This is a genomic window from Saccharothrix mutabilis subsp. mutabilis (assembly GCF_039521145.1).
Lineage (GTDB): Bacteria > Actinomycetota > Actinomycetes > Mycobacteriales > Pseudonocardiaceae > Actinosynnema > Actinosynnema mutabilis.
In genome coordinates this window covers 92,643-117,772 of the sequence record NZ_BAAABU010000019.1, presented here as the reverse complement: position 1 = coordinate 117,772, position 25,130 = coordinate 92,643, and the positions used below count along the sequence as shown (strand labels likewise).

Genomic DNA, 25,130 nt, shown 5'->3' with positions numbered 1-25,130 from the left:
TGTCGGCCGGGCACGCCCCGGCCGACACGCCGACTCCTCACCGATCAGGAATCCTTCGCCGCGTCGTCAAATCCCGGTGGCCCTCTCGCACCGGTGGAAGGATTGACGACAATGACCGACGCTGGACCGCTGAGCACCGACGACGCCACCTTCATCGCGGTGGCGCGCTCGGGCGATTCGGCTCGGTTCGCGGTGCTCACGGAACGTTACCGGCGTGAGCTGCAGGTGCACTGTTACCGCATGCTCGCCAACTACGAAGACGCCCTGGACATGACGCAGGAGACGTTCCTGCGGGCGTGGCACAAGCGGGAGTCGTTCAAGGGTCACGCCGCCCTGCGGACCTGGTTGTACCGGATCGCGACGAACGCCTGCCTCGACTTCCTCGACAAGCGCAACGACCGCACACCCGTGCCGTTCGGGCTGTCCGGCTCCGAGGTGCTGTACCTCCAGCCCTACCCCGACCGGATGCTGCCCGAGGACCCGCAGGAATCGGTGGTGGCGCGGGAGACGATCGAGTTGGCGTTCATCGTCGCCGTCCAGCACCTGCCGCCGCGGCAGCGGGCGGTGTTCATCCTGCGCGACGTCCTGGGCTGGCCGGCGCCGAAGGCCGCCGACGCCCTCGACCTGACCGTCGCGTCGGTGACCAGCGCACTGCAACGGGCGCGCGGGACGATGCGCGAGCAGTTGCCCGACCGCCGCCTCGACTGGCGCAGCCCCGCCCACGAGCTGTCCAGCGACGAGCGCGGCGTGGTGGAGTCCTACATCGACGCCCACGAGCGCAACGACCTCGACGGGCTGATCTCCCTGCTGCGCGACGACCTGCGCTTCGCGATGCTCCCCGACGCCGGCACCACCACCACGACGGCCAAGGACGCGGTGGACGGCTGGCTCACCGGCGGGCTCTTCCAACCCGGCCACGACGACTGGCGCGGTATCGCCACGACGGTCAACCTCATGCCTGCCGCCGGGCTCTACCTGCGCACCCCCGACGCCCCCGGGCACCGGCTGTTCGCCATCGCGGTCCTGCGCGTCGTCGACGGGAAGATCGCCGAGATGACCGGGTTCGACGCCGCCGGCAAACCGTGGCTGGACCTGCCACCGACCCTGTGATCAGGTCCGCCTCGTCTCGTACCGGGTCATCAGCACGCCGCCGGGGAACGTCCGGGTCTCCACCAGGGACAGGTTCACCCAGCTGTCCAACGCGGTGAAGAACGGCGTGCCGCCGCCCACCAGGACCGGCGCGGTGACCAGCACGTATTCGTCGATCAGCCCGGCCCGCATGGCCGCGCCGGCGAGCGTCGCGCCGCCGATGTCCATCCGGCCGCCGTCCTCGGCCTTGAGCCGGGTGATCTCGGTGACCGCGTCGCCGGTGACCAGGCGGGTGTTCCAGTCGACCTGGTCGATCGTCGAGGAGAACACCACCTTCGGCAGGTCCCGCCAGCGGCGGGCGAACTCCTTCTCCGCCGGGGTGGCGCCGGGCTGCCGGTCGGCGGTCGGCCAGTGGGGACTCATCGCCTCCCACAGCTTGCGCCCGTACAGCGCCAGCTCCGTGGCCGCCACCCGGTCGGACCACCACTGGAACAGCTCCTCGCTCGGCGACGAGTCCGGGCCGTCACCCCCGCTCCAGCCCAGGTCGTCGCCGGGCGCGGCGATGTAGCCGTCCAGCGTCACATTCATGCCGAAGGTCAGTTTCCGCATGGCGCAATGCCTCCCGTGAGTCGATCTCGCACATACAGACGGGCGCGGCGCGAAAACCTGATCGCTTCCAAGGTCACTGGTCGTGGTCGGCGGGGGCTTGCAGTCCGCGCACGGTGGTCGTGTCGGTCAGCCCCGAGATGGTCAGGACGGGGGCCAGGAGTGGCGTGGCGGTGATGTCGATGCGGTCGGCGCGAGCGAACAGCACGCTCAGCCCGGCGCTGTCGAGGTACTCGACCCCGGTCAGGTCCACCACGAGGTGACCTTCGACGCCGTCGAGGGCTGAGTCCAGGGCCGCGGCGAAGGCGGCGCTGTTGCTCATGTCGATCTCGCCGACGGCTTCGAGGACCGTCGCCCCGTCCGGGCGGCGAACCGAGTTGCAGGTCAGTGACGTGGTCATCAGGAAATCCTCGTGGACATGTCGACCGTCGTGCCGGCGGGACCGCGGGTGATGGTGACGTGCTGCATCATCGCCCGCATGATGGTCACCCCGCGTCCGCGGTCGGGGTTGGCCTCGGGCCGGGGCGTCTTCCAACTGCCGTTGTCGGCCACGGTCAGGTGCAGGGTGTCGGCCACGACCTCGGCTCGCAGTCGAACGGTCCCGCGCACCGCGTCGCGGTAGGCGTGGTCGATGGCGTTGGCGCAGGCCTCGCCGGCGGCCAGCAGCACGTCCTGGACCGCTTCCGGGGACAGCCCGCACTGGGTCGACCAGGTGCGCAGGGCTTGGCGGACGGGTGCGAGCCGCTCGGCTTCGGCGGGGAAGGTCAGCTCCAGCGGGGCCGGGTGGCGGTAGAGCAGCAGGGCGACGTCGTCGTCGTAGCCGCCGGGCGGGGCCAGTCGGCGCATCACCCGGGTGGCGAGGTCGTCCAGCGGGGTGTCCCGGCCGTCCTGGACGGCTTCGCCCGCCTGGTCGATGCCTTCGGTCAGCGCGCGGCGGCGGCGCTCGACCAGCCCGTCGGTGTAGACCAGCACGGTGGAGCGGGGCGGCAGCGCGCACTGCGCTTCGGGGCGCTGGTGACCGGGCCGCACCGCGAGCGGGGTGGAGCGCCCCTGGTCGAGCAACCGGGTGGCGCCGTCGCGGGCGGCGACGATGGCGGGCGGGTGACCGGCGCTGGAGTAGGTCAGCCGGCCGGTCGCCGGGTCCAGCACGCCGCAGAACACGGTGGTGCACGTCGCGCCGGGGAGGGTGGCGGCGAAGTGGTCCAGGGCCATGAGCGTCCGAGCGGGGCCGACGTCCTGGAGCAGCAGGGCGCGGCAGGCGCTGCGCAACTGGCCCATGACGGCGGCGGCTTCGAGGCCTCGACCGACGCAGTCGCCGACGACGATGCCGATGTGGCCGTCGGGCAGGGCGACGGTGTCGTACCAGTCCCCGCCGATCTCCAGTGGCCGGGCGGCCGGCTCGTAGCGGACGGCGAAGCCGTTCGGCAGTTCGGACGGGCCGAGGATGGCGCGTTGCAGCGCCAGGGCGGTCTCGCGTTGCTGGTCGATCTGGTGGGCGCGGGCCAGTCCCTGGGCGAGGTGCCCGGCGAGCAGGGACAGCAGGAGCCGGTCCTGGTCGGTGAACGGCCGGTGGTCGCCCAGGTCGAGCCAGAGGGTCATGGTGCCGGCGGGGTGCTCCAGCGTGATGCCGGCGCCGGTCGCGCCGCGGTCGGTCGGGCTCAACGCCGGGCGTTCGCGCAGCGCGGTGAGGGTCCGCCGGCGTTGCCCGGTCAGGCCGTCCCAGGACAGGTCCGGGTCGGTGCCGGTCACGATCGGCTCGCCCCGGTCGGTGAAGACGGCGGCGACGACGGACCGCGCCTGCCACAGGTCCTTGAGCCCTTCCAGGGCTCCGGTCAGCGCCTCGGACAGGCTGGACGCCCGGGACAGGCGCATGCTCAGCGCCGCCAGGGCGGTGTCGCGCTGGATGGCGTAGTGCTCGGCGGTGACGTCGCGGAAGGTGCCCACGACGACGGTGCGCCCCGTGTCGGGGTCTTTCGCCGGGTTGACCATGACGCTGACCCACAACAGGCGCCCGTCCCGGTGCGTGACGGGGAGGGTGTGGGCGCCTCCGTCGCGGTTGACCAGGCCGGCGAAGGCGTCGGCGACCCGCCGGTGGCCCTCGGGATCGGTGTCGGCGTCGGGCCACCAGGGGTGGATCGGGCGGTAGGGCAGGTCCTCGGGGCCGTAGCCGAGGATGTCGGTGAACGCGGTGTTGATCTCCACGACCGCGCCGTCCTCGTCGCAGACGAAGAACGCCTCTTGGAGGGAGTCGATCAGCGCGGTGCGCCAGCGGGCGTGGTGGTTGCGCAGCCGCGACAGCTCGACGTTCGCCCGCACGCGGGCCAGCAGCTCGGCCGCGGCGAACGGCTTGACCAGGTAGTCGTCCGCGCCCGCCCGCAGCCCTTCGATCGACGCCTCCTGGCCGGCGCGCGCGGACAGCAGCAGCACCGGCACCGCCGCCGTGCGCGGATCGGTCCGCAGCGCCGACACCAGGGACAGGCCGTCCAGCCGGGGCATCATCACGTCGCTGACCACCAGGTCGGGGTGCTGCGCCCGGATCGCCTCCAGGGCCCGCACACCGTCGTCGACGGCCCGGACCTCGTAGCCCGCGCCCGACAGGAGCCGGGTGAGGTACTCCCTCATGTCGGCGTTGTCGTCGGCGACCAGCACCGTCGCCGACACCGACGCGCCCGGCGCCGCCGCGAGCGGCACGTCAGCTCCGTCCCGCCCGTCCGGCAGCCAGCGCAGGGCCTCCTGCACGTACGGGTCCGCTGTCGTGGACACCGTCGAGCGCGCGTCCCCTGCGGGCAGCAGGGCGTCGGCGGGCAGGTGCGCGGAGCCGAAAGGCAGCCGGATCGTGAAACGGGTGCCCTGCTCCACCGTGCTTTCGGCGGTGATGGTGCCTCCGTGCAGGTCCACCAGCTCGCGCACCAGGGCCAGTCCGATCCCGCTGCCCTCGTTGGACCGGGAGCGGGCGTTCTCGATGCGGTGGAACCGCTCGAACAGCCTCGGCATCTCCTCGGGCGCCACGCCGATGCCGGTGTCCGCGACCGTGACCACCGCTTCGCCGTCGACGGCGCGCACGGAGACCCCGATCGAGCCCTCGAAGGTGAACTTCAGCGCGTTGCTGAGCAGGTTGAGGACCACCTTCTCCCACATGCCGCGGTCGAGGTGCACCGGCTCGGGCAGCGGTGGGCAGTCGACGTCGAACCCCAGCCCGGCCTTCTCGATCGCCGAGCGGAAGACGCTGGCCAGCTCGGCGGTGACGGCGGCCAGGTCGACCGGCTCGTAGCCGGCGCGCATCCGGCCGGCCTCGATGCGCGAGAAGTCCAGCAACGTGTTGACCAGCTTGCCCAGCCGCAGTCCGTTGCGGTGCACCACGTCCAGCTCGTCGCGCGCCTGCGGGTCGGACTCCGCCAACCGGTCGCGCAACTCCTCCACCGGACCCATGATCAGGGTCAACGGGGTGCGGAACTCGTGGCTGATGTTGGAGAAGAACGCGGTCTTGGCCCGGTCCAGCTCGGCCAGCTCCTCCGCCCGCCGCTGCTGGGCCTGGTAGCTGCGGGCGCTGGCGATGCCGGCCGCGACGTGCCCGGCGACCAGCTCGACGAAGCCCCGGTACGCCTCGTCCAGCGGCCGGTAGCGGTTCAACCCGGCCACCAGGAACCCGTAGGGCGTGCCGCCCTGCCGCTGGAGCGGCACCAACAGGGCTTGCGTGGGTGGCTCCGACCGGTCACCGCCCGGCAACGCGGCGAACGCGGGCCCGTCCAGCTCCACCAGCACCGACTCGCCCCGCAGGGCCGCCAAGGGCCACACGCCGTCGGGGTCGTCCGGCGCCAGCACCGGCGGCGCGGCCGGGTGGCCGGCGGCGATCCCGGTCGCCCCCGCCAGCCGGGCGCCGCCGTCGTCCTGGGACAGGTAGGTCACGGTGAACGGCAGGTCACGCGGGTTGCGGGCGAGCTGGCGGCAGGAGAACGCGAGCGTCTCCTCCTCGGTGCGCACCGCGCTGGGGTCCGAACCCAGGTCCCGCAACGTCGCCATCCGCCGCTCGCCGACGACCCGCTCGGTCTCCTCGCTGACCACGCACAACATGCCGACCACGACACCGTCGTCATCGCGCAGCGGACTGTAGGAGAAGGTGTGGTAGGTCTCCTCCGGGTAGCCCGACCGTTCCAGGAACAGCAGCAGCGCCTCGTCCCAGGTCGCCTCCCCGGTGGTCAACACGGTCTCGATCCGCGGGCCGATGTCGGCCCAGATCTCGGCCCACACCTCGCTCGCCGAGCGGCCCAACGCCCAGGGGTACTTGCGCCCCAGCGTGTCCCGGCGGTAGGCGGCGTTGCAGAAGAAGGTCAGCTCCGGACCCCACGCCAACCACATCGAGAACCGCGACGACAGCAGGATGCTCACCGCGGTCCGCAGGCTCTGCGGCCACCCGGACGGGTGACCGAGCGCGGTGGCGGCCCAGTCCACCCGGGCGAGGTCGGGGCCGACCTCGCCGTCCACGGCGAACAGGTCGGCCGGAGCCGCCGTCGCCCACGGGAGTTCGGCATCCTCAGAACGCGTCACCGGGCACCCTTCCGCTCACGCTCACCACGCGGTCACCGCTTCGCAAGCTGGACTGCCCGACCGCTACCGCGTGAAACCCGATGACGACACGACATGATGATAATCGACAGGACCCGGACCCGAGGGCCGCCCGGACGTCGGGATCGCTGGATCGTGGTGACCGGACCGTCGGTACGGTGCGCGCCGTGCCACGACCGGTGATCGGGGTCGTCCTCGCGGCGACCGGGAGGCTCGCGCCGTTGGGCGCGCCGCTGGACTTCGTCGCCCGCGCCCTGCCGTGGCCGGTGGACGTGGTGGTGCGCGACAGCGCCTCCACGGCCGACGGCGCCCGTGCCGCCGCGTTGTCGCTGGTCGACGCCGGTGCGCGGGTGGTGGTGACGCTGGGCGGCACGCGGACGCTGCCCGCGGTGGCACGCGCGTGCACCGAGCGGGGAGTGCCGTGCGTGTCCACGACGTTGCCGTGGCAGGTGTTCCACGCCGAGGTGTTCGACGACGACCACCGGCCTGGCTGGGCGTTCCACTTCAGCTGGGGCGTGGACGACATCGCCGAGGTGTTCGCCGACCTGTGGGAGCACCTGGGACCGGCGCGACGGGTGGGCTGCCTGTGGAACGACGGCACGCAGGGTGACGCGTCGCGCCGGTGGTTCCGGCCCGTGGCCGCGGGGCGCGGGCACGTGCTGGTCGACCTGCCCTACCGCGAGCACACGGGTGAGCTGCCCGACCTGGCCGACGTGGAGGTGGTGACGTCCGCCGCGACCGCCGCCGACCTGGCCGCGGCCGTGCGCCACGCCCGCCCCCGGCTGGTCACCTGCTCCCGCTGGCTGACCTACCCGTTCGGCGTGGCCGCGCACGACCTGCTGGACGGTGTCGCCACGATCGTCTACTGGACGCCCGAACACCGCGACGGCGCCGGCCGGGACCTGGCCGCCGCCTACGAGACGGCCACCGGAACGCCGTGGCTGCAACCGCTGGGCGTGGCGCACGCCGCGCTGGAGGTGGCCTGCCACGCCGCCACCGCCGCGGACTCCCGATCGGGCGCCGCCGAGGCGCTGGCCGGCCTGCGCTTCGAGTCGATGGCGGGGACGCTGGACTGGGCCGGTGGCCCGGCCCCCGGTGTGGCACGGGTTGCGCTGGCCGGTGGGCAGTGGCGCGCCGGGGACCGCCCGGAGCTGGTGGTCGTGGACAACCGCCGGGCCCCGGCCGCGCCCGTCGGCGGCGAACTGCTCACCGCTCCAGGAGCGTGAAGGTGAAGCGGTAGCCCACGTCCGCCCGGTCCGCGAAGGTGGCGCGGGTGACCTTGCCCTCGCCGCGGACGTTGGCGTACTTGCCGGTGCCGCCGACGACCGCGATGGTGGTGTCGTCGAACCCGGCGTCGAGGGACTTGTAGGTGCGCAGCGAGGACAGGTGCAGCTCGCCGTCCTGGAGCTTGAAGGTGGACGTGCAGTGCGCCGTGATCGCCGGCGGCACGGACGCGGACACCGACAACACGCCGCAGTGGGAGAACCCGTCACCGACCTTCGCCCGACCCCCGGGTGCCGTCAACTCGCCGCCGCTGACGAACCCGGCCCCCACAGCGATGTTCGCCACCGCCGACATCAACGTCCGCTTGGCCATCACCTCCACCGTGACCTGCCGCTCACCGACCGCCGCGGGCACGACCGCACCCACGAGCCCACCGACCAGCGCAAGCACCACCCAGGGTCGACCACGCATCTCCACCCACCTCCGCCTTCAAGCCGGACCGCCCGTCCGACGCTAGTTCCGCGACCCCGTGACGACAGTCGCTCGATCAGGCGGACCCGAGCGGCTGACCACCCGGTACGGGTGACCTCCGGCGGTGGTGTGAGGTGCCGTGCGGCCGACCGCCCCGCAGCGCTGGTGGTCGACCTGGCCGAGCCCGGGTGTGTTGACGATCGACCGGGTCGGCCGCGATGCGTCGGACATGGTGGCCACCTCGTGAACGCACCGTGACCACCAGCCGGCCACGTCAGTTTCGGGACTCCGTAGCACGGGTAACCCGCCATCTGGGATCCGCCACGGTCAGACGAAGGCGGCCTGGGGGTGTGGTGGAGGCCGCGATGATGCCGCTGCGGGACGCGCTCGAAACAAGGATCAACGTCGTGCTCACGACGCCGACCGCGCCCTTGGCACGGCTGCGCCAGTGGCTGACCGACGTCCTTGCCGCGATCGCCGAAGACGCGCTGCACGACGTGCTGCTGGTCTGCTCCGAACTGGTCGCCAACGCCTACGACCACGCGCGAGGCCCGCGCCGACTGCGGCTGCTCCGGGTCGACGGTGGCGCACGCCTGCGCGTCGAGATCGACGACGCCAGCCCCGACCTCCTGCCCACACCGGGCCACTCCAGCGTCAACTCCAACCGGGGTCGCGGCCTGACCTTGGTGGACACGCTGTCCGGGCACCGCTGGGGCGTTCACGTCCTGCCGGGCGCCAAGACCGTGTGGGCCGAGGTCCCGTTGTCCTGACCCGCGCGTTGCGAGGTCCCGAAGCCCTGGTGTTTCGGGCGCACGGCCGGGCGGTACCCGGACGGGCGGTGCTCCCGGACGGAAGGCCCAACCAGGTGTCGGTGCCCACAAGTCACGAACTGCTGGCCGGCCGCTACGAGCTGGCGGAACTGCTGGGCGCGGGAGGCATGGGCGAAGTCCGCAGAGCCTGGGACACCACGCTCCACCGCCCGGTCGCCGTGAAGATCCTCCGCGGCGGCACCGACCTCGCCACGCACCAGCGCTTCCGCCGCGAAGTCCACACCCTCGCCGGACTGGAACACCCCGGCGTGGTGTCGGTGTTCGACGCGGGCACCGACGGACCGGTGGCCTTCGTCGTGATGCAGCTGATCCACGGCAGCACACTGCGCCAGCGCATGGCGGAGGGCCCCATGGACCCCGGCGCCGTCCGAGGACTGGGGGCACAGCTGGCCGACGCGCTGGACCACGTCCACGCCCACGGCATCGTGCACCGCGACGTCAAACCCGCCAACATCCTGCTCGACGAGCAGGCACGACCCCACCTGGCCGACTTCGGCCTCGCCCGGCTCACCGACAGCACCCAGCTCACCAGGTCCGGCCAGATCATGGGCACCGCCGCCTACCTCGCCCCCGAACAGGTCCGCGGCGACACCATCACCCCCGCCACGGACATCTACGCCCTCGGCCTGGTCCTCCTCGAATGCCTCACCGGCCACCGCGAGTTCGACGGCGGAGAAGCCGAAACCGCACTCGCCCGCCTGCACCGGCCACCGCACATCCCGGACCACCTGCCCGACGACCTCACCCGCACCCTCGCCCTGATGACCTCCCTGGTCCCGCAACGCCGCCCCACCGCCGCCGCCTGCGCCCAAGCCCTGCGCGGCGCGGAACTGCCCACCGCGCTCGACATCCCTGCGCAAAGACGTCGACCGACCCACTGGCGCCGCCCGGCCTTCGCGCTGTCCGTGGCCGGCCCGCTGGCCGTCGCGCTGACCGCCTTCCTCGCCCTGCCCACCACCCCGGAAGCCGAACCCACTCCCCCGGCGACCTCGACCACCGCACCGGCATCAACCACACCGTCGGCCACACCACCACCGACCACTCCCCCGCCGACCACCGTCGCGCAGGAACCGCCGACCGAACAGCCGCAACCCCCGACCGACCACGCGGACAAACCGAACCCGGGCAAAGCCGACGGCAAGAAGAAACCGAAACCCTGAACCGCGCCGCGCAGCACCTCGAAACTCGGCCGGGGCACCGCGGGTCGGTCCCACCGGCTGACCTGCTGAGGTGACGCCTCACGGGTCCGTTTGGCGGACGTGAGCGTGGGTATTCCGGGTTTCACGCGTCAAACAGGTGGCGCTTCCAGCACCATCGCGGAAGCGGTGACCATGCACCCGTATTTCGACGACGCACCCGTTCGTGCGCTGCACGCCTACGTCCGGCAGGTGTCGGCGGCACTGGGGTTGAGCGGCGAGCAGTTCTGCGTCGACCCACCGGCCACCGCCTACATCGCATTGGACTCGCGACTGCCCCACTGGCCCGATCGCGAGGTCGCGCTGCTGTGGGACCAGCACTACGGCTGGTCGCTGGCCGTGGAAACCCACAGCGGGGAAGACCTGCTCGTCCACGCCCACTACGCCACCGCCCTGGCACCCCCGGCCGCCGAGGTCGCGGCGTGGACCGCCGCGGTGCTCGCCGGACCGGGCCGCGTGCCGCGGGCCAGGGCGGGTGTTGCGCGGCGGTTGTCGCACGCGGCGGGCACGTCGCTATGACCGGCCCGATGACTCCTCGGAGGTACCACATGACCGAGCACACCGGCCTGGCGGTCGGCACCGAGGTGAACGGCGGCATCCCGCTGGTCCGCGTGTCGGGGTCGCTCGACGCCGGTTCCGGGGATCCGGTCGCGGCCGAATTGGACGCTGTGTTCGAGACCGGTCCGGAGTCGGTCGTGCTGGACCTGTGCGAAGTGGACTTCCTGGGCTCGGCGGGAATCGCGTTGCTCATCAACGCCCGGCACCGCGCCGCCCGGCTGGGCATCCCCTTCGCCGTGGTCGCCGACCGGCGCGCCGTGCTGCGGCCGTTGCAGATCAGTCAGGTCGACAGCGCGCTGCCGTTGCACCCGACCGTCGCCGACGCGGTGGCGGCGGTGCGCCTGTTGTCCACTTGAGCCATTTCCGAGCAACGGTTCCGCCGCGCGGGCGCGGGTATCCGTGAGCTACGTCGAACAAACGGCGACAGGCAGGCCGCGTCGAGCATTCCGTCCGATGCGCGCACCGAACCCCACTGGACTCCGCCATGGCCATTTCGCCTTGTCCCGAGCGCGGTGCGCTCGTCACCTACCTCAACCCGGACGTGCTCGACCCGACCGTGTTCCTGCGCGGCGTCGTCATGGGACCGCACATCGAAGACCCGCAGACCGCGCACCGCTGGCTGCCGGTCCTGCTCCCCGACCGCACGATCGCCGTGCTGGACGCCAGGAACATCATCGCCGTGCACGCATCCGACAGCCCCTGACCAGCACCTCGTCCCGTGGCCTACTTCTCGTCCGGGGTCTCGCGCCGGGTCGGCGCGAGGTACTTCTCCGTGGTCGGGTCGGTCTTCACGTCGCGCTGGTCGCGGCGCAGCACCGAGTAGTGGGACTCCTCGCGCATCCGCTCCACCATGTGCGGATAGTGCAGTTCGAACGCCGGCCGCTCCGAGCGGATGCGGGGCAGTTCGGTGAAGTTGTGTCGGGGCGGCGGGCAGGAGGTCGCCCATTCGAGTGAGTTCCCGAAGCCCCACGGGTCGTCGTGCTCGGCCGGGTCGCCGAAGCGGTAGCTGCGGAAGACGTTGTAGAGGAACGGCAGCGTGGACGCGCCCAGCACGAACGACCCGATGGTGGAGACGGTGTTGAGGTCGGTGAACTGCCAGAAGTGCACCTTGCCCAGCCGCTCGTCCAGCATCCGACCGGTCCACTTCGGGAACCAGAAGTAGATGCCCGCGTAGGTGGCGAACACAATCGTGCCGAACAGGACGTAGTGGAAGTGCGCCACCACGAAGTACGTGTCGGTGACGTGGAAGTCGATCGGCGGCGACGCCAGCAGGATGCCCGACAGGCCGCCGAACAGGAACGTCACCAGGAAGCCGACGCTGAACAGCATCGGCGACTCGAACGTCAGCCGCCCCTTTCACATCGTGCCGATCCAGTTGAAGAACTTGATCCCGGTCGGGATCGCGATGATGAACGTGGTGAGCGAGAAGAACAGCATCAGCATCGCGCCCATGGCGTACATGTGGTGCGCCCACACGATCACCGAGTACAGGGCGATGGCGATCGTGGCGTAGACCAGTCCCTTGTAGCCGAACAGCGGTTTGCGGCTGAACACCGGGAAGATCTCGCTGACGATCCCGAAGAACGGCAGCGCCACGATGTAGACCTCGGGATGGCCGAAGAACCAGAACAGGTGCTGCCACAGGATCGCCCCGCCGTTGGCCGGGTCGAACACGTGCGCCCCCAGGTGCCGGTCGGCCAGCAGGCCCAGCAGGGCGGCGGTCAGGATCGGGAACGCGATGAGCACCAGGATGGCGGTGATGAAGATGTTCCAGGTGAAGATCGGCATCCGGAACATCGTCATGCCCGGCGCCCGCAGGCAGATCACCGTGGTGATCATGTTCACCGCGCCCAGGATCGTGCCCAGACCACCGACGACCAGGCCCGCGATCCACAGGTCGGCCCCGACGCCCGGGGTGCGGATGGCGCTGCTCAACGGCGTGTAGGCGGTCCACCCGAAGTCCGGCGCGCCCGCCGGGGTGAGGAACGCGCTGACCGCGATCAGGCCACCGAACAGGTACAGCCAGTACGACAGGGCGTTGAGCCGCGGGAACGCCACGTCCGGCGAGCCGATCTGCAACGGCAGGAAGTTGGCGAAACCGAACACGATCGGGGTCGCGTAGAGCAGCAACATCACCGTGCCGTGCATGGTGAACAGCTGGTTGTACTGCTCGTTGGACAAGAATTGCAGCCCCGGCCGGGCCAGCTCGCCGCGCATCAGCAACGCCATCACCCCCGGGGTTGCGCCGCGCCGTCCGGGACGATCGGAGTGGGCTTCAAGGTCGTCATGGGCGTCCTTCGGACGAGGGCGAGGGCGACGGCGCTCGGGGTCGGTTCCGCGGGCGGATACCCGGGTTCGGAGAGGCAATCCCCGCACTCCTCGGAATCACGCGACTGCCTTCGGTCACCGGACCGCGCGGTTCGGTGTTCGGAGTACGGGTATTCCACCTTTCAGGCGTCAAGCAGTCGGCGCTTCCACCGGAGATCGGGGAAGCGGTGACCATGCGCTCACACGGTCGGAGGGCCTCAATGCGGACGTCCCCGCCACCGACGCTCGGCGTCGAAGAGGAGTTCCTGGTCGTCGCGCCCGACACCGGGCAACCCGTTCCGCTCGGGTCGCGGGTCGTGCGGTGCGCGGCGGAGCGGTTCGGTGTGGAGCTGGACGTGGAGCTGTCCACCGCCCAGGTCGAGACCCGGACGGCGGTGTGCCACGACCTCGCCGACGTGCGGCGGCAACTGTCGGACCTGCGCGCGGTCGCGGCCGAGTCGGCGCGGCGGGTCGGTGCGCGGCTGCTCGCGGTCGGCGCGCCGCCCATCGGCGGCCCGGAGACCGGTATTGGCGACCAGGGCCGCTACGGACAGCTGAAGGACGACTACCGAATGTTGGCGGCCGAGCAGTCCATCTGCGGGTGCCACGTGCACGTCGCAGTGCCCGACGCGGAGACCGCCGTCCAGGTCTGCAACCACGTGCGGCCGTGGCTGCCGGTGCTCGGCCTGCTCACGGCCAACTCGGCGATCGCGCGCGGACGCGACACCGGGTACGCGAGCTGGCGCTCGGTGGTGTGGTCGCGCTGGCCGTCGGCCGGGCCACCGCCGTACTTCGAGTCGTTCGACCACTACCGGCGCACGTGCGACGTGCTGCTGGAGGCGGGCGCGGCACGCGACCTGAGGATGATCTACTGGGACGTCCGGCCGTCCGCGCACCTGCCGACCGTGGAGGTGCGCGTCGCGGACGTCGCGTCCACAGTGGACGAAGCCGTGCTGTTCGCGGCGTTGGTGCGCGCGCTGGTCACCACGGCGCTGGCCGACCTGGGCCGCGGGTTGCGGGGCTCCCCGGTGCCCGGGGAGCTGCTGCGCACGGCGTCGTGGCGGGCCGCGCGCGACGGGCTCGGTGGTCGCGCGCTCGACGTGTTCTCCGGGCGGCTGGTGCCCGCGCGCCTGCTGGTGGACCGGCTCGTCCACGTGGTGCGCGACGCACTGTGCGCGAGCGGCGACCTGGAGTCGGTGCAACGCCTCCTGTCCGCCGTGGACCGGTCCGGCACGGGAGCGGACCGGCAGCGACGGGCGTTCCGCGAGGCTCGGAACGCGGCCGGGCTGGTGGGCCGCCTGGCCGACGAGACGCTGCTGGGCTGTGAGCGGTGGAGCGTCGCCGCCGTTCCCGGTCCGCGGTGACATGGAGCGCGGCCCGGTGGGTATCCGGCGGGCATGTTGATGCGCTCGTTGGGACAGGGTGTGCTCGCCGGAGCCGTCGGGGTGGTGGTGATGACGGTCGCGGAGAAGGTCGAGCAGCGGGTGACCGGCAGACCCGACTCCCACGTGCCCGCCAGGGTGCTGGAACGGCTGACCGGCCTGCCGGAACGGCGGTCGCGGGCGCACAACCTCGTCATGCACTTCGGGCAGGGCGCGCTGCTGGGCGTCGTCCGGGCGTTGATGGCCAACGCCGGGCTGCGCGGTCCGGTCGCCTCGGGCATGTTCGCCGTGGTCCGGCTGACCAACGACCAGGTCCTGGAGAACGCCACCGGCGTCGGCGCGCCGCCGCAGACCTGGCCCCGCCCCGAACTGGCCGTGGACCTGCTGCACAAGGCCGTGTACGCCTTCGCGACCGGGGCGGTGGCCGACCGGCTCGCCGCGCGCGGCGGCCCCGGCCCCGGTCAGCGGCACGCCGCGCGGCTGCCCGGTCGCCACTCCGACGTCGGGCCGCTGGGCCGATGAGAACCCCGAAGAAGGGCTTGCGCATGAGGACAACGTCAAGGGCCGCCGTGCTGACCGGCGTCGGCGCGGCGGCAGCGGCCGTGGTCGGCCAGCTGGTCGTCGCGCGGCGCAAGGCGGACAGTCGCGACGAGCACTGGCTCGCCGTGACCGTGCACTGCTCGCCCGACCGCCTGCACGACCTGCCCGAACCGCTGGCGAAGCTGCGCCAGGACGTGGAACTGCGCATCCGGCCCGCCACCGGCGACAAGGGCACCGAACTGCTCGCGCGGCCGGTCGGTCACGTGTCGCGCGAGGACCTGCGGGTCGCGTTGCGCCGGACGAAGTCGTTGATCGAGACGGGAGAGGTGCTGCGACCCGACACGCCCGCGACCCACCCGGGTCCGGCGGGACGGGTGCTGCGCCTGGTGACCAGTCGTGCGGCCGGGGAGGGCAGGCTGTGAAAGCGCTGTGCTGGGAAGGCGTCAACGACCTGAGGGTCCAGCAGGTCCCCGACGCCCGGATCATCAACGACGGGGACCTGGTGCTCAAGGTGGGGCTGAGCACCGCGTGCGGCTCGGACCTGCACCTGATCACCGGGCACATCCCGTTCATGCAGGCCGGGGACGTCATCGGGCACGAGTTCATGGGCGAGGTGGTCGAGGTCGGTCCCGGCGTCACCCGCCACCGGCCCGGCGACCGGGTCGTGGTGTGCTCGTTCATCGGCTGCGGCTCGTGCTGGTACTGCACCCACGACCTGTGGTCGTTGTGCGACAACAGCAACACCAACCCGGGCATCACGCAGGCGTTGTGGGGCGCGGACCCCGGCGCCGTGTTCGGCTACTCGCACGCGATGGGCGGGTTCAAGGGCAGCCACGCCGAGTACGTGCGCGTGCCCTTCGCCGACCACACCGCCATCCCCATCCCCGACGGCGTGGACGACCTGAGCGCCCTGTTCGCCTCCGACTCCGTGCCCACCGGGTGGATGGGCGCGGACCTCGGCGGGGTCGCGCCCGGTGACGTGGTGGCGGTGTGGGGTTGCGGCGCGGTGGGGCAGATGGCCGCGCGGGCGGCGCAGTTGCAGGGCGCCGAGCGGGTCGTGGTGATCGACCGGCTCGACTACCGGCTGCAACAGGCCGAGCGGGTGTTCGGCGTGGAGACGCTGAACTACGCGCGCACCGACATCGGCGCGGCGCTGCGGGAGATGACCGGCGGCCGCGGCCCGGACGTGTGCATCGAGGCGGTGGGCTGCGAAGCGCACAGCTTCGGCCCGCAGCACGTCTACGACCAGGTCAAGAGCAAGCTGAAGCTGGAGACCGACCGCCCGATCGCCGTGCGCGACGCGATCCACGCCTGCCGCAAGGGCGGCACGGTGTTCGTGCTCGGCGTGTTCAGCGGTTTCGTGGACAAGTTCCCGCTGGGCGCGGTGATGAACAAGGGCCTGACGCTGCGCGCGGCCCAGCAGCACGGGCAGCGCTACATCCCCATGCTGCTCGACCACATCGCCGCCGGCCGCATCACCACCAGCCACCTGGCCACCCACGTCATGCCGCTGGACGACGCGCCCCGCGGCTACGACCTGTTCAAGTCCAAAGAGGACGGTTGCACGCGTTCGGTCTTCCGCCCCTGACCGTTCAGCGGCCCGCCGCCGGGAGTTCGAGCACGTGGCCGCGATCGAGGTAGGTGACCGCCGCGCCCGGCCGGCGGCGCCGCACCTCGTCCCGGAAGTCCGACAGCGGCGACTTCATCACGCCGTAGTCGTCGAAGTGCACGGGGACCGCGAGGCGCGGGCGCACCACCTCCAGCAGGTCCACGCCCTGCCGACCGTCCATCGTGAGCAGCACGCCCAGCACCTTCGTGCCGCCCAGGTGCACCACCGCCAGGTCGATGGCCGGGCAGCGGTCCCGGATCTCCCGCAGGTCGTCGTGCACCAACGTGTCACCGGTGAGGTAGACCCGGAATCCGGGTGCGCCGGGAGCGGCACGGTAGTCCAGCAGCGTGCCCATGACCGGTGGGAGCACCTTGCCGACCACCCCGAACGCGTGACGCCCCGGCAACGACGTGACCGTTAGTGAGGCACCTCCCTTGTCCAGGGTCACCTCCGCCCACGTCCGCAACGGCACCGACTCCCGGAACCCCCGCTTCCCCAGCCGACGCGCCGCGTGCGGGGTGGTCAGGACCGGCAGGTCGCGGTCCAGCCCGCGGGCGGCCACGCGGTCGAAGTGGTCGCCGTGCAGGTGGGACAACACCACGGCGTCCAACGGCGGGAGTTCCGCGATCCCGATCGCGGGGTCCTTCAACCGCCGCGACACCACGCCCTGCCCGATGTGCGTCCACTGGCCGCGGCGCAGGAAGTTCGGGTCGGTGAGCACGGTGAACGGCCCGAGCCGCAACACCGTCGTCGCGTTGCCCACGAAGTGCAGCGACCCCGTGTCGGGCGGTGCCGGGTCGGCCGGTGCCGGGTCGGGTCGCGGATCGGTCATGGTGCGGCCTCCAGGGGGTTGCCGTGCACCAGCGGGTACCCCCGGGAGCCGGCCACCAACGCCGGTCAGTCGCCTTCCACGATCCCCCTGATGAACCGCTCCGCGATCTCGCGGACCTTCACGTTCTCCTCCTGGGACTTGGACACCAGCAGCTCGAACGCCTGCTCGGCGGGAATCCGCCGCACCGCCATGATGACGCCCTTGGCCTGGTCGATGACCGCTCGGGTCACCAGCGCGGTGCGCAGGTGCTCGGTCTGCTCCCGCGCCAGCAGGTATCGCCGGGCGCCGTGCAGCGCCGCCTCCGCCGCGGTCGTGTAGAGCGCCAGCAGAGCCGCGTCGAGCTTGCCGAACCCGTGCGGAGCGCTGCCGTAGAGGTTGAGCGAACCGTGGTACTCGCTGTCGAGGAACAGCGGCGCGGACAGGTAGCTCGACACGGCCGCCCGCCCCGCGACCTCCACGAACGCCGGCCACCGGTCACGGACCTCCGCCACCACCACCCGCACCGTCGCCCCCGCGGTCGCCGCCTCCAGGCACGGGCCCTCGTTCGCGACGTACTGGGCCTTGTCGATCTCGATCGCGTGGTCACCGGTCGCCGCGACGGTCTCCGGCACGCCGTCGCGCAGCATCGACACGCTCGCCATGTCGGCCTCGGGGATGGCGTGCACGATCTGCCGGCACAACCGGTCGAGGATCTCCGGCAGCCGCTCCTCGCGCTCCAACGTGCGGCACAGGTCGTCCAACGCCCAGGTGACCTCGTCCACCCGGCGCACCACGTCGTCGTCGGCCCCCTGCCGGTCGTCCTCACCCGATGACACGGCCGTCCGCCTCCCTGTCATGGAACGCCCCCGTCCCCCGAAGGCGAGGGCCAGTCACCCACCGCACGCTACGCCCGGACGCCCCACCGCGCCGCCCCGCTTCCCGCCGAGCCGATCCACCTGATCGGGTGAACTCGACCCCGGCGACGCGGGAACCCGAAGTCCCGGGGATGAACATCCACCGCGTCGCCACGCCGGGCCGGCCGACCGGACCTAGTGTCCGCCTGCATGAGCATCCCGACCGAGCCCATCGGCAGCATCCCCCGCCCCCGCCCGTTGCAGGAGGCGTTGGCCGAACACGCGCAAGGCAGACTGCCCGACAGCGAACTCGCCCTCCTCCAGGAGCAGGCCACCGCCGACACCATCTCCCGGCTGGAGAAGATCGGCAGCCCCGTGCTGGTGGACGGCGAGCAGGCCAAGCCGAGCTTCGTCACCTACCCGCTCGCCGGGCTGTCCACGCTGGCCCCCGACGGGGCGGTCATCCCGTTCGCCGACGGGCACACCCGGCAGCTCCCCCGGCTGACCGCCGGACCGTTCCGCTACCAGGTCCACGCCGAGAAGTTCCTGCGCGACGCCCGCCGCCACACCGAGGCGCCGGTGAAGCAGGCGGTGATCGCGCCGTCCGCGCTGAGCCTGCTCTACCCGCAGGACGGCATCGACGGCTACTCCCGCGAAGCGTTCCTGGCCGACCTCGCCGACGAGGCCGAGGCCGACATCCGGGGCTGCCTGGACGCCGGCGCGCACGTCGTGCAACTCGACTTCACCGAAGGGCGGCTGGCGCTCAAGCTCGACCCCTCCGGCGGCGTGCTGGACGACTTCGTCGCCACCAACAACCGCGTGCTGGACCGGTTCGACGACAGCGAACGGGCACGGCTGGGCGTGCACACCTGCCCCGGCGGCGACCACGACTCGACCCACAGCCTGGACGTGGACTACGCGGAACTGCTGCCCAAGCTGTTCCAGCTGCACGTCGGCAACTTCTACGTGCAACTGGCCAGCGAACCCGACCCCGAACGGGTCCTGCGGATCATCGCCGAGCACCTGCGGCCGGGCATCCGCGTCTTCGTCGGCGTGACCGACCCGATCGACCCCGCGGTGGAGACCCCCGAACAGGTCCGCGACCGCATCCTGCTGGCCGCCCGCCACATCCCCGTGGACCAACTGGGCACGTGCGACGACTGCGGCTTCTCCCCCTTCGCCGACGACACCTCCACCTCCCGCGACGTGGCCTTCGCCAAGATCGAAGCCCGCGTGAAGGGCACCGCCCTGGCCTCCGCCGAACTGGGCCTGTGAGCGCACCTCACCTGATCGGTTCGTGGGGTCCGGCGGTGCTCGGACCCCACGACGGTTGCGCCCTTTCGGACTCGCGCGGCCAGTGAGCGAGATCGTTCCGCACGTCGGCCGTTCCGCGGTGGTCGGCACCCAACAGCCGGACGTGCTCGTTCAGCAACGCGGTGAGATCCGCTGCCGCCGCGGCGGGATCACCGAGCTTGCCGCGGGGGTCGGCGAGGTCGCCGTGCACGGTCGAAGTGGACGGGCGGTCCGGGCCGTGCACTCGAAGACGGTCGGCGAGCACCGCCTCGAACTCCCCCACCGCGGTGACCGGGTCGTCGACCTCGGCGGACGCCACACCGGCCACACGTGGCGGGCGACCAACTGCGACTTGCCCACCCCGCCCAACCCCGACACCACCACGCGGGCCGCCTCGCCCACCACCTGCCCCGGCGCCACCCGGTCCTGGTAGTGCTCGACGACCGGAGGCGGCACCCCCACCCGCACCGGCCGCACCACCTTCGGCGCGGCGGCCGGCTGGACGTGGAGGTCCCGCCCGGCCGGGTACACGGTCCCGCCGCTCGAAGCGATGCCGACCTGCCCCGGCAGACCCGGGTCGTCCCGCCCACCCACACCCACCGAAGCCTGCTCCTCGTCGCACTCCGTGCCATCGCCGCGCCCCACCACGGCTTCGAGAACCTCGACTCGCCCCGCATTCAACGCATTTCTGCGGTCGGCCCTCAGCGCACCGGAGCGCCGATGGGCAGCCGCCTCACACACCCGGACGGCTGTTGCGGCGTTTCGCCGCGCGGAGGAATGCCACGCCCAGTGCCTCCCACTGGTTCGGCGGGTAGTAGCCGGGCAGGGTGCGGAACTCCGTGACCACGCCGCCGCGTGCGCCCGCGCCCACCACGGGCGGTGGGCCTCCGGGGGCGTGCAGGCCCCCGACGACGCCGGCCGCGGGCGCGGGAAGGCCGCCCAGGTGGGCTCCGGTGCGGGCCGGGCCTACGCCGGTGGCGCCCAACAACGGTGTGCCGGCCAGCGGGACCACGCCGCCGGCCAGGTTGATCAGGTCCGCGCCGGTCGGCGCCACCGCGGTCCAGGGAGCGGTCGCCACGTCGTTCCCGCCTGCCGCGTGCGCGCCGAACACCGGCGTGCCGGGGCCCGCGCCGGGCCCTACCGGTCGGCCGACCAGCGTCAGGATGTGTTCCAGGATCGACTGGGAACGGGCGTTGAAGACCGCGATCTCGGCGGCGGTCAGGCCGTAGTGCGTGGCGACGGCGGGTGGGGTCTTCAGCAGCATGGGCGCGAGGTTCTTGAGGCTGCCGTTCAGCCCGGCCGCGTTGGCGCGCGCCAGGTAGAGGGCCATGTGGGTCATCCAGCCGCGGATGCCGCGCAGGTTGCCCGTCTGCTGGACCACCGGCGCGGTCAACGCGGGCGGGACGGCGCCACCCACCGCGGGCAGGTTGCCCGCGATGATGTCCGCGGTGACGGTCCGGCCCACGGCGACCGCGAGCCGCAGGTGCGCCTTGATGTCCCGGAAGATCTGCTGGGATGCGGGTGGGACGCGCTTGGCCTTCGCGAAGCGGGAGTTGGCGTACCACTTCATCATGCTGTGGTACTCGCGCAGGTCGACGCCGAGGTTGACCTGGACGCTGCCCAACCAGTTGTGCTGCGGCCGGCGCGCGGCCAGCGGCGCGCCGTAGGTCATCGGGCCGATGTGGAGGTTCGCCGGGCCGCCGGGTGGCGTCGCGCGCGTGGTCATCCCCGCCGTCGCGGCCTCCACCGCCGCGATCCACGCTCGGACCGCCTGGATGGTCTGGCGGAACTGGGCCACGGTGTCCCCGGCGTTGGCGTCGGTCACGATCTCCAGGATCGAGTTCACGCCGCCCTCGGCCAACGGCTGCTGGAGCGGAGGAAGGGACAGCACCCGGTTGTCGTGATCGGCCTCGACGTGGAACCCGTTCGCCGGCGGCCGGACGACGGTGCCGTACTGCACCCACCCGTTGTTCTGCGCGAACCCCATGGCGCCGACCCGGTTCGGTGGCACGGCCGCCTCATAGGTGGCCAGGTGCGCGGCCTGCGGGCCGGTGAGCTGGTCGACCGGGATGGCGACCTCGATCTCCAGCCCGATCGCCCGCTGGACCACGGGCATCCGGCGCACCGCCGCGCACGTGGCGGCGTTGCCCGCGCCGCGTTGCAGGGCCAGCAACCCGGCCACGGCCGGGCGGGCCGCGCGGACCGGCTCACGCCGTGGCGCGGGTGGTGTGCGGTCGTCACGGGCGGTGCCCATGCCATCAAGCTCCACCGGGCGTCCGACAGGCGCAATACCCTCACATGCCGGCCGAATGGGCTAACCATGCTGCCCATTTGGCCTGCATGGACGAGGGTCGTGCCGCCGAACGCGACGATCCGGCAGGCCGAGACCCGCCGGATCGTCAACGCGAAGAGTCACTCTTCGAACGCGAAGTCCCCGCCGTCGTCGCCGAAGGCGTCCTCGACGACCTCGCCGAGGATCATGCCGCCCACGACACCGGCCGCCGCGCCGGCCACGACACCGCCCATGCCCGGACCCCGGTGGTGGCCGTGGTGGCCGTACGCCGGGGTGCCGTGCACAGCCGGGCCGCCGGCCGCCACCTGGGTCAGCCACTGGTTGATCGCGCTCGCCCAGTCGGTGCGCAGCGCGTCGTCGTGGGTGACGTGGAAGCGGCCGAACGCGTCGCCGCCGGAGGAGAACAGGCCGCCGCGCTTGTCGGCCTCCAGCACCACGACCAGCTCGTGCGGGTTGGTGACGAAGGTCAGCTCGACCTCGTTGACCCGACCGGCGAACTGCGCGGGCGGGAAGAACTCGATCTCCTGGTAGAAGCCGAGTTCCTGGTGGACGCCCGCGATGCGGCCGGCCTCGACGTCGGCACTGCGGAACTGGAAGCCGAGCTGCCCGAACGCGTCGAGCACGCGGTCCTGCGAGGGCAGCGGCCCGACCAGCACCGGGTCCAGGTCGCCCTTGTCGGGCGCGCCGGAGATCACCAGCTCCGTCCGCACGCCGACGGTCATGCCGGGCAGCGGCTGCCCGCCGACGGCGGTGATCGGCGTCTCCCACGGGAGCGCGAGCTGGAACGGCACGGTCACGGGCTGGTCGGGCGCCACCTGGACGTCCTGGGCGACCACCGCGCGCAGGAACTCCGAGACGCCGCCGTACTCGTGGTCGCCGTGCTCGACCTCGACCCGCGTGACCAGGGACAGCACGATCCGGTCGATCCGGGCTTCCGCGCTGCCGCCCTGGATGCGGACCTGGCCGGTGACCACCTGGCCGGGCACGGCGTGCGGCGAGTCCAGGACGGTGTCGACGGACGGTCCGCCGACGCCGAAGGCCTTGAGCATCCGCTTGAACATCAGGTGTCTTCCTCCGGGAAGGGGTGTGGGTGTTCTCAGGAGGTGCGTACGACCGGGTCGGTCTCGTCCTCGAAGTCGCCGATCAGCTCTTCGAGGAGGTCTTCCAGCGCCGCGATGCCCACGACGTCCCCGCCGTGGGCGACGAGCGCGAGCTGGGCGCGACTGCCGCGCATGGCGGTCACCGCCTGGGCCACGGGCTGCTCGACGGGCAGGGTGAGCGGCACGGTCATCAGGTCGCGCGCCTTCTTCGGCTCGCCGGCCGCGATGGCGCGCACCGCGTCCCTGATGTGCACCAGGCCGACGTAGTGGCCGTGCCGGTCCAGCACGGGGAAGCGCGACCGCCCGGACTCGCGGCTGCGCAGCTCGATCGCGGCGGCGCCGGTGTGCTCGGTGACGCTGATCGCGTCCTCGATCGGCACCATCACCTGCGCCACGGTGGTCTGCTGGAGCTGGAGCATCCGGGTGAGCAGCTTGTGCTGGCCCTCGGGGATCAGGCCGTGCTCGGCGGACTGGCGGACCAGCATCCGCAGGTCCTCGGGCCGGTGCGCCTGCGCCAACTCGTCCTGCGGCTGCACCTTCAGCAAGCGCAGCAACGCGTTGGTGGTCCGGTTGAGGCCACTGAGCAGCCAGCGCACCGAGTGCGCGAACCCGCGGAACGGCAGCGCCAACAGCACCGCCGACCGCTCCGGGTGCGCGATGGCCCACGACTTGGGCGCCATCTCGCCGACGACCATGTGCAGGAACACCACCAGCACCAGGCTCAGGGCGAAAGCGATGCCGTAGGCCACGCCGTCGGGCAGGCCGGTCGCCCGCAGCACCGGGTCCACCAGGTCGGCCACGGCGGGCTTGGCCAGCGCGCCCAACCCCAGCGTGCACAGCGTGATGCCCAGTTGCGCGCCGGCGAGCATCAGCGACAGCTCGCGGATGCCGGCCACCGCCGCCCGCGCGGCCCGGCTGTCCTCGGCCGCCGCTTCCAGCCGGTGCCGCTTGGCGGCGACCAGCGCGAACTCGGCGGCGACGAAGAAGGCGTTGGCCACCAGCAGCACCAGCGACAGCAGGAGGGACCAGGTCGTGCTCATCGGGTCTCCCCCCGAGCGGTCAGCATGACGGCCGCGGGCACGTTGCGGGCCACCTCCACGACGCGGATCGACGCGCCGTCCACCTCCAGCTCGTCGCCGATCGCGGCGGTGCGGCCCAAGCGGTGCAGCACCAGCCCGGACACGGTGTCGTAGGTGTCGTGGGCGGGCAGCTCCACGTCGGTGGCGTCGGCGACCTCGTCCACGCGCATCCGGCCGGGCACCCGCCACACGTGCTCGCCCAGCGGTTCGATCGCGTCCCGCACGTGGTCGTCCTCGTCGTGGATCTCGCCGACGAGTTCCTCGGCGAGGTCCTCCAACGACACGACGCCGGCGAACCCGCCGAACTCGTCCACCACGCACGCCAACTGCCGGTGCTCGCCGCGCAGGCGTTCCAGCACGGCCGGCAGCGGCAGCGTCGTCGGCACCACCAGCGCGGCCGAGGCGATGTCGCCGACCGGGGTGTGGCCGCGCTTGCCCGGTTCGACGGTCAGCACCTCGGCCAGCCCGACCACGCCGCGCAGGTCGTCCAGGTCGTCGCCGACCACGGGGAAGCGCGAGTGACCGGTGTCCAGCAGCTCGACCACGCGCGCGACCGGGTCGCCCGCGTGGATCGTGCGCACCGACACGCGCGGGGTCATCGCCTGCTCCGCCACCAGCTCGCGGAACCCGAGGCCGCGTTCGAGCAGCTGCGTCAGCTCGGGGTCGAGGTGGCCCTGCTCGTTCGCGTCGCCGATGATCTGCTTGAGGTCCTCGGAGGTCGCGCCCTGCGGCAGCTCCTCGACCGGTTCGATGCCCACCGACCGCAGCAGCCTGTTGGCGGTGGCGTCGAACAGCCGGATCAGCGGCCCGGCGACCTTGAGGTAGACCAGGGTGGAGGCGCTCAGCGCCTTGGCCAGCGCCTCCGGCTCGGCGATGGCGAGGTTCTTGGGGAACAGCTCCCCCAGCACCATCTGCACGACCGTCGCGAACACCAGGGCCAGCGCCATCGACAGCGACACCGCGACCGCCGTAGGCAGGCCGGTCACGCCCAGCACGTTCGCCAGGCCCGTGCCCAGCAGCGGCTCGGCCACGTAACCGGCCAGCAGCGCGGTCAGCGTGATGCCGAACTGGGCGCCCGAAAGCATGAACGACAGGCGCTGGGTGACGCGGTAGGCCCGCTCGGCGGCCTTGTCGCCGGCCTCGGCGCTGCGCCGCAGCCGGCCGCGGTCCACGGCCATGTAGGCGAATTCCTGGGCGACGAAGTACCCGGTGGCCGCGGTGAGGGCCACGATCGCCAGCAGGCCGGACAGGATCAACACGGCGCACCCGCCGTGGGGGGAATGGTCAGCCGGGCCGGACCCGGCTGGTTACTGCAACCGTCTGCG

At 72.2% G+C, this 25,130-nt stretch carries 23 protein-coding genes and 1 pseudogene; 13 read left to right on the top strand and 11 right to left on the bottom strand.

Features of this window, described 5'->3' with window-relative positions:
* The first annotated feature begins 111 nt into the window (after positions 1-111).
* Entirely contained in the window at positions 112-1,110 is a 999-nt protein-coding gene (locus tag ABD126_RS29885) for an RNA polymerase subunit sigma-70 (protein WP_343937321.1), read from the top strand.
* Here the strand turns inward: ABD126_RS29885 and ABD126_RS29880 are convergent, their stop codons facing one another.
* The 3 genes from ABD126_RS29880 to ABD126_RS29870 form a co-directional block, all read right to left on the bottom strand.
* Positions 1,111-1,698 (bottom strand): dihydrofolate reductase family protein, encoded by a 588-nt coding sequence (locus tag ABD126_RS29880; protein ID WP_343937320.1) that lies wholly within the window; start codon positions 1,696-1,698, stop codon positions 1,111-1,113. It lies immediately after the preceding gene.
* A 73-nt stretch (positions 1,699-1,771) separates the two neighbouring features.
* Positions 1,772-2,095, bottom strand: a complete 324-nt coding sequence (locus tag ABD126_RS29875) for an STAS domain-containing protein (protein WP_343937319.1) — start codon at positions 2,093-2,095, stop codon at positions 1,772-1,774.
* On the bottom strand, positions 2,095-6,240 hold the full coding sequence (locus ABD126_RS29870) for a SpoIIE family protein phosphatase (protein WP_343937318.1): 4,146 nt from the start codon (positions 6,238-6,240) through the stop codon (positions 2,095-2,097). Before ABD126_RS29870 ends, ABD126_RS29875 begins: the two co-directional genes overlap by 1 nt.
* 185 nt (positions 6,241-6,425) lie before the next feature.
* Between ABD126_RS29870 and ABD126_RS29865 the strand changes: the two genes are divergently transcribed.
* Positions 6,426-7,484, top strand: a complete 1,059-nt coding sequence (locus tag ABD126_RS29865; protein ID WP_343937317.1) for an ABC transporter substrate-binding protein — start codon at positions 6,426-6,428, stop codon at positions 7,482-7,484.
* Here the strand turns inward: ABD126_RS29865 and ABD126_RS29860 are convergent.
* Positions 7,465-7,953 carry an allene oxide cyclase barrel-like domain-containing protein gene (locus tag ABD126_RS29860; RefSeq protein WP_343937316.1) on the bottom strand — a complete coding sequence of 163 codons (489 nt, stop codon included), beginning with the start codon at positions 7,951-7,953 and terminating at the stop codon, positions 7,465-7,467. The two genes, ABD126_RS29865 and ABD126_RS29860, sit on opposite strands and share 20 nt — an antisense overlap.
* 365 nt (positions 7,954-8,318) lie before the next feature.
* Between ABD126_RS29860 and ABD126_RS29855 the strand changes: the two genes are divergently transcribed.
* The 5 genes from ABD126_RS29855 (at position 8,319) to ABD126_RS29835 (ending at position 11,240) form a co-directional block, all read left to right on the top strand.
* Positions 8,319-8,723, top strand: a complete 405-nt coding sequence (locus tag ABD126_RS29855) for an ATP-binding protein (RefSeq protein ID WP_343937315.1) — start codon at positions 8,319-8,321, stop codon at positions 8,721-8,723.
* Between the two features lie 101 nt (positions 8,724-8,824).
* Positions 8,825-9,943: a serine/threonine-protein kinase gene (locus tag ABD126_RS29850; protein WP_343937314.1), complete on the top strand. Its 1,119-nt coding sequence runs from the start codon at positions 8,825-8,827 to the stop codon at positions 9,941-9,943.
* A 171-nt stretch (positions 9,944-10,114) separates the two neighbouring features.
* Positions 10,115-10,498 (top strand): DUF6292 family protein, encoded by a 384-nt coding sequence (locus ABD126_RS29845; RefSeq protein ID WP_343937355.1) that lies wholly within the window; start codon positions 10,115-10,117, stop codon positions 10,496-10,498.
* Positions 10,499-10,527: 29 nt separating this feature from the next.
* Positions 10,528-10,893 (top strand): STAS domain-containing protein, encoded by a 366-nt coding sequence (locus ABD126_RS29840; RefSeq protein WP_343937313.1) that lies wholly within the window; start codon positions 10,528-10,530, stop codon positions 10,891-10,893.
* Between the two features lie 128 nt (positions 10,894-11,021).
* Positions 11,022-11,240: a hypothetical protein gene (locus tag ABD126_RS29835; RefSeq protein WP_343937312.1), complete on the top strand. Its 219-nt coding sequence runs from the start codon at positions 11,022-11,024 to the stop codon at positions 11,238-11,240.
* A gap of 20 nt (positions 11,241-11,260) precedes the next feature.
* Here ABD126_RS29835 and ABD126_RS29830 read toward each other — a convergent pair.
* Positions 11,261-12,772 (bottom strand): annotated as a pseudogene (locus ABD126_RS29830) (cytochrome c oxidase subunit I); the annotation flags it as partial.
* A gap of 293 nt (positions 12,773-13,065) precedes the next feature.
* Between ABD126_RS29830 and ABD126_RS29825 the strand changes: the two are divergent.
* Genes ABD126_RS29825 through ABD126_RS29810 form a run of 4 tightly spaced genes read left to right on the top strand, consistent with a single transcriptional unit; the run spans position 13,066 to position 16,354 of the window.
* Entirely contained in the window at positions 13,066-14,208 is a 1,143-nt protein-coding gene (locus tag ABD126_RS29825; RefSeq protein WP_343937311.1) for a carboxylate-amine ligase, read from the top strand.
* A gap of 33 nt (positions 14,209-14,241) precedes the next feature.
* Entirely contained in the window at positions 14,242-14,748 is a 507-nt protein-coding gene (locus tag ABD126_RS29820) for a hypothetical protein (RefSeq protein WP_343937310.1), read from the top strand.
* 23 nt (positions 14,749-14,771) lie between these two features.
* On the top strand, positions 14,772-15,188 hold the full coding sequence (locus tag ABD126_RS29815) for a hypothetical protein (protein ID WP_343937309.1): 417 nt from the start codon (positions 14,772-14,774) through the stop codon (positions 15,186-15,188).
* Complete coding sequence (locus ABD126_RS29810; protein ID WP_343937308.1) at positions 15,185-16,354, top strand: zinc-dependent alcohol dehydrogenase; 1,170 nt, start codon at positions 15,185-15,187, stop codon at positions 16,352-16,354. Before ABD126_RS29815 ends, ABD126_RS29810 begins: the two co-directional genes overlap by 4 nt.
* A gap of 4 nt (positions 16,355-16,358) precedes the next feature.
* Here the strand turns inward: ABD126_RS29810 and ABD126_RS29805 are convergent, their stop codons facing one another.
* Both ABD126_RS29805 and ABD126_RS29800 read right to left on the bottom strand, forming a co-directional pair.
* Positions 16,359-17,207 (bottom strand): MBL fold metallo-hydrolase, encoded by an 849-nt coding sequence (locus ABD126_RS29805; protein WP_343937307.1) that lies wholly within the window; start codon positions 17,205-17,207, stop codon positions 16,359-16,361.
* Positions 17,208-17,272: 65 nt separating this feature from the next.
* Positions 17,273-18,022, bottom strand: a complete 750-nt coding sequence (locus tag ABD126_RS29800; RefSeq protein ID WP_343937306.1) for an ANTAR domain-containing protein — start codon at positions 18,020-18,022, stop codon at positions 17,273-17,275.
* 228 nt (positions 18,023-18,250) lie between these two features.
* Here ABD126_RS29800 and ABD126_RS29795 point away from each other — a divergent pair, with 228 nt between their 5' ends.
* Together ABD126_RS29795 and ABD126_RS29790 are read left to right on the top strand one after the other, a co-directional pair.
* Positions 18,251-19,315, top strand: a complete 1,065-nt coding sequence (locus ABD126_RS29795; protein WP_343937305.1) for a cobalamin-independent methionine synthase II family protein — start codon at positions 18,251-18,253, stop codon at positions 19,313-19,315.
* Positions 19,316-19,397: 82 nt separating this feature from the next.
* Positions 19,398-19,766 (top strand): hypothetical protein, encoded by a 369-nt coding sequence (locus ABD126_RS29790; RefSeq protein ID WP_343937304.1) that lies wholly within the window; start codon positions 19,398-19,400, stop codon positions 19,764-19,766.
* Between the two features lie 300 nt (positions 19,767-20,066).
* Here ABD126_RS29790 and ABD126_RS29785 read toward each other — a convergent pair whose 3' ends face one another.
* The 4 genes from ABD126_RS29785 to ABD126_RS29770 all read right to left on the bottom strand — a co-directional run bounded on the left by ABD126_RS29785 (position 20,067) and on the right by ABD126_RS29770 (position 25,064).
* The gene (locus ABD126_RS29785) at positions 20,067-21,587 is read right to left on the bottom strand and encodes a hypothetical protein (protein WP_343937303.1); all 1,521 of its coding nucleotides are present in this window, start codon (positions 21,585-21,587) and stop codon (positions 20,067-20,069) included.
* A 158-nt stretch (positions 21,588-21,745) separates the two neighbouring features.
* The gene (locus ABD126_RS29780) at positions 21,746-22,687 is read right to left on the bottom strand and encodes a sporulation protein (RefSeq protein WP_343937302.1); all 942 of its coding nucleotides are present in this window, start codon (positions 22,685-22,687) and stop codon (positions 21,746-21,748) included.
* A gap of 35 nt (positions 22,688-22,722) precedes the next feature.
* Complete coding sequence (locus ABD126_RS29775; protein WP_343937301.1) at positions 22,723-23,766, bottom strand: hemolysin family protein; 1,044 nt, start codon at positions 23,764-23,766, stop codon at positions 22,723-22,725.
* Positions 23,763-25,064, bottom strand: coding sequence for a hemolysin family protein (locus tag ABD126_RS29770; RefSeq protein ID WP_343937300.1), 1,302 nt, complete (start codon positions 25,062-25,064; stop codon positions 23,763-23,765). The genes ABD126_RS29775 and ABD126_RS29770 overlap by 4 nt, the downstream gene beginning before the upstream one ends.
* Between the last annotated feature and the right edge of the window lie 66 nt (positions 25,065-25,130).

Bases quoted from the DNA above. Each gene is read 5' to 3' on its own strand.
- ABD126_RS29785 (WP_343937303.1), bottom strand. From the start codon at position 21,587: ATGGGCACCGCCCGTGACGACCGCACACCACCCGCGCCACGGCGTGAG.
- ABD126_RS29845 (WP_343937355.1), top strand. From the start codon at position 10,115: ATGCACCCGTATTTCGACGACGCACCCGTTCGTGCGCTGCACGCCTAC.
- ABD126_RS29875 (WP_343937319.1), bottom strand. From the start codon at position 2,095: ATGACCACGTCACTGACCTGCAACTCGGTTCGCCGCCCGGACGGGGCG.
- ABD126_RS29880 (WP_343937320.1), bottom strand. From the start codon at position 1,698: ATGCGGAAACTGACCTTCGGCATGAATGTGACGCTGGACGGCTACATC.
- ABD126_RS29835 (WP_343937312.1), top strand. From the start codon at position 11,022: ATGGCCATTTCGCCTTGTCCCGAGCGCGGTGCGCTCGTCACCTACCTC.
- ABD126_RS29840 (WP_343937313.1), top strand. From the start codon at position 10,528: ATGACCGAGCACACCGGCCTGGCGGTCGGCACCGAGGTGAACGGCGGC.
- ABD126_RS29820 (WP_343937310.1), top strand. From the start codon at position 14,242: ATGTTGATGCGCTCGTTGGGACAGGGTGTGCTCGCCGGAGCCGTCGGG.
- ABD126_RS29815 (WP_343937309.1), top strand. From the start codon at position 14,772: ATGAGGACAACGTCAAGGGCCGCCGTGCTGACCGGCGTCGGCGCGGCG.
- ABD126_RS29780 (WP_343937302.1), bottom strand. From the start codon at position 22,687: ATGTTCAAGCGGATGCTCAAGGCCTTCGGCGTCGGCGGACCGTCCGTC.
- ABD126_RS29805 (WP_343937307.1), bottom strand. From the start codon at position 17,207: ATGACCGATCCGCGACCCGACCCGGCACCGGCCGACCCGGCACCGCCC.
- ABD126_RS29795 (WP_343937305.1), top strand. From the start codon at position 18,251: ATGAGCATCCCGACCGAGCCCATCGGCAGCATCCCCCGCCCCCGCCCG.
- ABD126_RS29825 (WP_343937311.1), top strand. From the start codon at position 13,066: ATGCGGACGTCCCCGCCACCGACGCTCGGCGTCGAAGAGGAGTTCCTG.
- ABD126_RS29775 (WP_343937301.1), bottom strand. From the start codon at position 23,766: ATGAGCACGACCTGGTCCCTCCTGCTGTCGCTGGTGCTGCTGGTGGCC.
- ABD126_RS29855 (WP_343937315.1), top strand. From the start codon at position 8,319: ATGATGCCGCTGCGGGACGCGCTCGAAACAAGGATCAACGTCGTGCTC.
- ABD126_RS29860 (WP_343937316.1), bottom strand. From the start codon at position 7,953: ATGCGTGGTCGACCCTGGGTGGTGCTTGCGCTGGTCGGTGGGCTCGTG.
- ABD126_RS29885 (WP_343937321.1), top strand. From the start codon at position 112: ATGACCGACGCTGGACCGCTGAGCACCGACGACGCCACCTTCATCGCG.